A 3,000-nucleotide genomic window follows, 5' to 3' on the forward strand; every position below is an offset into this window, starting at 1 on the left:
ATCTAAACTTTTAAATCAGAGTTGGATGGGCATCCAGAATGCGAATTAAAGTCGCTGCAGGACCAGTCGGATAACGACGGCCTTGTTCCCAGTTTTGTAGGGTTCTCGCGCTGATATGCAAACGTGCAGCAAACTCTGCCTGGGTTAAGCCAGTTTTCTCACGTACTTCTTTAATATCTGGCAATTCAAGCGCTGTGACTCGGCTTGCTTTTATTTCATTGCGTTTTATGGCACCAGCTTCTTTGATTGAAGCAACCAGGTCATCAAATAAGTTGTTATCCATGAAATTGCTCCTTTACTAATTGACGTAGAATCGAGGTTTCTTTGTCTGTCAGATTATCTTTCACAGACTTTGGATAAGCCACCAGGAAAAAGATCTGATCATCTTCTGTAACCCAATAATAGATCACACGGATACCGCCACTTTTGCCTTTATTGCCCTGAGCACAACGTACTTTACGAATTCCACCACCATTCTTGATTAAGTCGCCCTTATCAGGCTGTACCAAGAGATCTTGCTGGAGCTGACGATACTCTTCATCACTCACAAGCTCTTTGATTTGCTTAGTAAAAATACTGGTTTCAATGAATAACATAGGTTTAAGTACGTCAATGGCGTATAAGAATTTTAGCAGTTTTAGAATAAAAAAACGAGAGCTGTGAACTCTCGTTTCGCATAAGCAAAGGCTTACAAATATAAATATTAGGTATAAAAAACCCGCATGATAGCGAGTAGGTCCTGATATTTCATTCAGACTATAGATTTTATAAAAACTATATTTCTAGATGATTTTAAATATTTTTCCACTTAAGGTACTTTGAAAAAGCATTTCAAAACTAGGTCGAATATCTTCACCATCAACGGTGATATGTTTTATATTCAAATGAGATTGTGTGTTGGCAAACTCATGATCCACTGTGGCTTGAATAGCGTGTTTAATGCCAAACTGGTCTTTTACGCTGAGAGTCTGTTTAAACATATATATTTCCTTAAAAAAATTGCAGTGGAAATACCACATAAATTATTGATGTTTAAAAATTTATCGCTAAGCAACTTTATGATTTAATTTAAATAGCTGATTTAGAGAAGTGTAAAATGTACGGCCATCCAAATTTAAATCAACTTCGATTCCAGATTCCAGTAGAACTCTTTTACCTACTTCGATTTGTTTTAAACCTTGACGTGTATTTTGCATTTTATGTAGAGGAATTAATGAAACAATAATTTCAGTACCATTTTTAGATTTTGCAATTAAATCATTTACTTTTAACAACTTATATCCTATTTTTTAGAGATTTTTTCAATTTTGAAAACATTTTAAAGCATAAAAAAAGCACTTATGAGTGCTTTTTATTACTGCTTATTATTACTTAGATAGCAACAATATTTACAGCATTCGGTCCTTTTTGACCTTGAGCTACACTGAATTCAACTTGCTGGCCTTCAAATAAGGTCTTGAAACCTGAACTCGCGATTTCGCTGAAATGAGCAAAAACGTCTGGACCTGATTCTTGTTGAATGAAACCAAAACCTTTAGTTTCGTTAAACCACTTAACAGTACCTTTAACAACATTTGAGTTTGACATAATATATCCTACTAATTTTTAATAATTTTTTAGTCATTTTATTGACTGATTAATAACTTTGAAAATAATAAAGAATGAGACTTAAAATCTAAAAAACGAAGGATTATGACTAAAACTGCGATACTTAAGGAAGATTTACCGAAACAAGACTTTTTTTCTAGTTAAGTTAAATATACAGTAAAAATAAAAATAATCAAGTTTTTTTGATATAAATATTAATTTTTCTTATAAAATCTATATTTTTCTTTAAAAATTAATTAAATTCAATAACTTATTTATTATATTATTTAATATTTTCTTTAACATAAAATCTCTTATGCGAAATATAAATGTAACTCCAAAATAGAAATGTCCGGTTTCTTCAAAGTAAAAATATCCTTTTTTTGAAGAGTCTTTTAATTACTAAACTTAGTTAAATTTTTCGTCTAAGATTTGCTGAGCCAAGTTATTACCTCTCTTAGCTGCTTCTTTATACCAAAATAAGGCTTTATTGTAGTCTCGTTCTACACCATCACCATGAAAATATGCATATCCAATATTACTTGGTGCAGTATTATCACCTGCTTCATAAGATTTTCTAAACCATTTCATAGCTAGGTTTTTATCCTTTTTAACTCCATTTTCTCCATTGCTGTAGATCATTCCGAGTTGATTCATAGCTTCCGAATCACCTTTTTTAGCAGCCTTGTCATACCAATATATTGCTAAATTATTATCATTAAAGCTAATTGAATATATTGAGCCGATCTTCCGTAAAGCCTCCGTACTACCTCGTTTTGCGGCTTCTTTATACCAATAAAGTGCCTCTTCATTACTTTCAGCAACTTCCTTACCATACCAGTACATTTGACCCAATTTTAGCTGTGCATTAACATCTCCCATATTCGCTAAAACAAGAGTCTCTCTTACCGTATTCGCATAGACATTTGATACTATAAGTAGAAAAAATAATATTGTGCTTAATAGAAAGTTTTTTAGAAATTTAGGCATATGTATTATTCAATTTATCGTAAAATATCAAAAAAAACTCTTACACGGCTGAATAATGAAATCAACAAAAATTTTCTTCTCTATCTTCTTATTCGTTATTTCTAATACGATAAATGCTCAAACGCCTTCTAATAAAGAGATAGATCAATTAATCCTCCAACATAATGCAAGATCTTTAAAGTTTTTTAATGAATACCTTCATTTAAAAAAAACACAAGAAAATCATAATATTTTAATAGAAAAGCTTTGTAGATCTCAGGAAGCTGTAAATGACGTTATGTATAACTCTATTAAATATCCCAACTTAGAGAATTCAGCTTTTTATTTACAGAAATCTAAAGAGCTTAACTATCTCCTAGATGAAGAATTTAAAGACTTAGGAGCAACAGAAACTTCTTGCTACCAATATATGTTTAATAACTA

The 3,000-nt window shown here is 31.3% G+C and carries 7 protein-coding genes; 1 reads left to right on the plus strand and 6 read right to left on the minus strand.

Going from position 1 to position 3,000, the window contains the following annotated elements:
- Positions 1-10: 10 nt before the first annotated feature.
- The 6 genes from nadS to AC1M9D_RS13915 form a co-directional block, all read right to left on the minus strand.
- Positions 11-283, minus strand: a complete 273-nt coding sequence (gene nadS / locus AC1M9D_RS13890; protein ID WP_005108769.1) for a NadS family protein — start codon at positions 281-283, stop codon at positions 11-13.
- Positions 276-596, minus strand: a complete 321-nt coding sequence (locus AC1M9D_RS13895; RefSeq protein ID WP_000897309.1) for a type II toxin-antitoxin system RelE/ParE family toxin — start codon at positions 594-596, stop codon at positions 276-278. The genes nadS and AC1M9D_RS13895 overlap by 8 nt, the downstream gene beginning before the upstream one ends.
- A 186-nt stretch (positions 597-782) precedes the next feature.
- Positions 783-980 (minus strand): hypothetical protein, encoded by a 198-nt coding sequence (locus AC1M9D_RS13900; RefSeq protein WP_481594113.1) that lies wholly within the window; start codon positions 978-980, stop codon positions 783-785.
- A gap of 66 nt (positions 981-1,046) precedes the next feature.
- A complete protein-coding gene (locus AC1M9D_RS13905; protein WP_000921865.1) occupies positions 1,047-1,274 on the minus strand; it encodes a hypothetical protein in 228 nt (75 codons plus the stop codon).
- Between the two features lie 97 nt (positions 1,275-1,371).
- Positions 1,372-1,587 carry a cold-shock protein gene (locus tag AC1M9D_RS13910; protein ID WP_000071892.1) on the minus strand — a complete coding sequence of 72 codons (216 nt, stop codon included), beginning with the start codon at positions 1,585-1,587 and terminating at the stop codon, positions 1,372-1,374.
- Positions 1,588-1,995: 408 nt separating this feature from the next.
- Positions 1,996-2,577, minus strand: a complete 582-nt coding sequence (locus AC1M9D_RS13915) for a tetratricopeptide repeat protein (protein ID WP_180174027.1) — start codon at positions 2,575-2,577, stop codon at positions 1,996-1,998.
- Positions 2,578-2,632: 55 nt separating this feature from the next.
- Here AC1M9D_RS13915 and AC1M9D_RS13920 point away from each other — a divergent pair.
- Positions 2,633-3,000 (plus strand): hypothetical protein (locus tag AC1M9D_RS13920; protein WP_481612425.1); only part of this gene is annotated, 368 nt, incomplete at its 3' end.

Source organism: Acinetobacter sp. ANC_7682, from assembly GCF_056779795.1.

Bases quoted from the DNA above. Each gene is read 5' to 3' on its own strand.
- nadS (WP_005108769.1), bottom strand. From the start codon at position 283: ATGGATAACAACTTATTTGATGACCTGGTTGCTTCAATCAAAGAAGCT.
- AC1M9D_RS13895 (WP_000897309.1), bottom strand. From the start codon at position 596: ATGTTATTCATTGAAACCAGTATTTTTACTAAGCAAATCAAAGAGCTT.
- AC1M9D_RS13900 (WP_481594113.1), bottom strand. From the start codon at position 980: ATGTTTAAACAGACTCTCAGCGTAAAAGACCAGTTTGGCATTAAACAC.
- AC1M9D_RS13910 (WP_000071892.1), bottom strand. From the start codon at position 1,587: ATGTCAAACTCAAATGTTGTTAAAGGTACTGTTAAGTGGTTTAACGAA.
- AC1M9D_RS13915 (WP_180174027.1), bottom strand. From the start codon at position 2,577: ATGCCTAAATTTCTAAAAAACTTTCTATTAAGCACAATATTATTTTTT.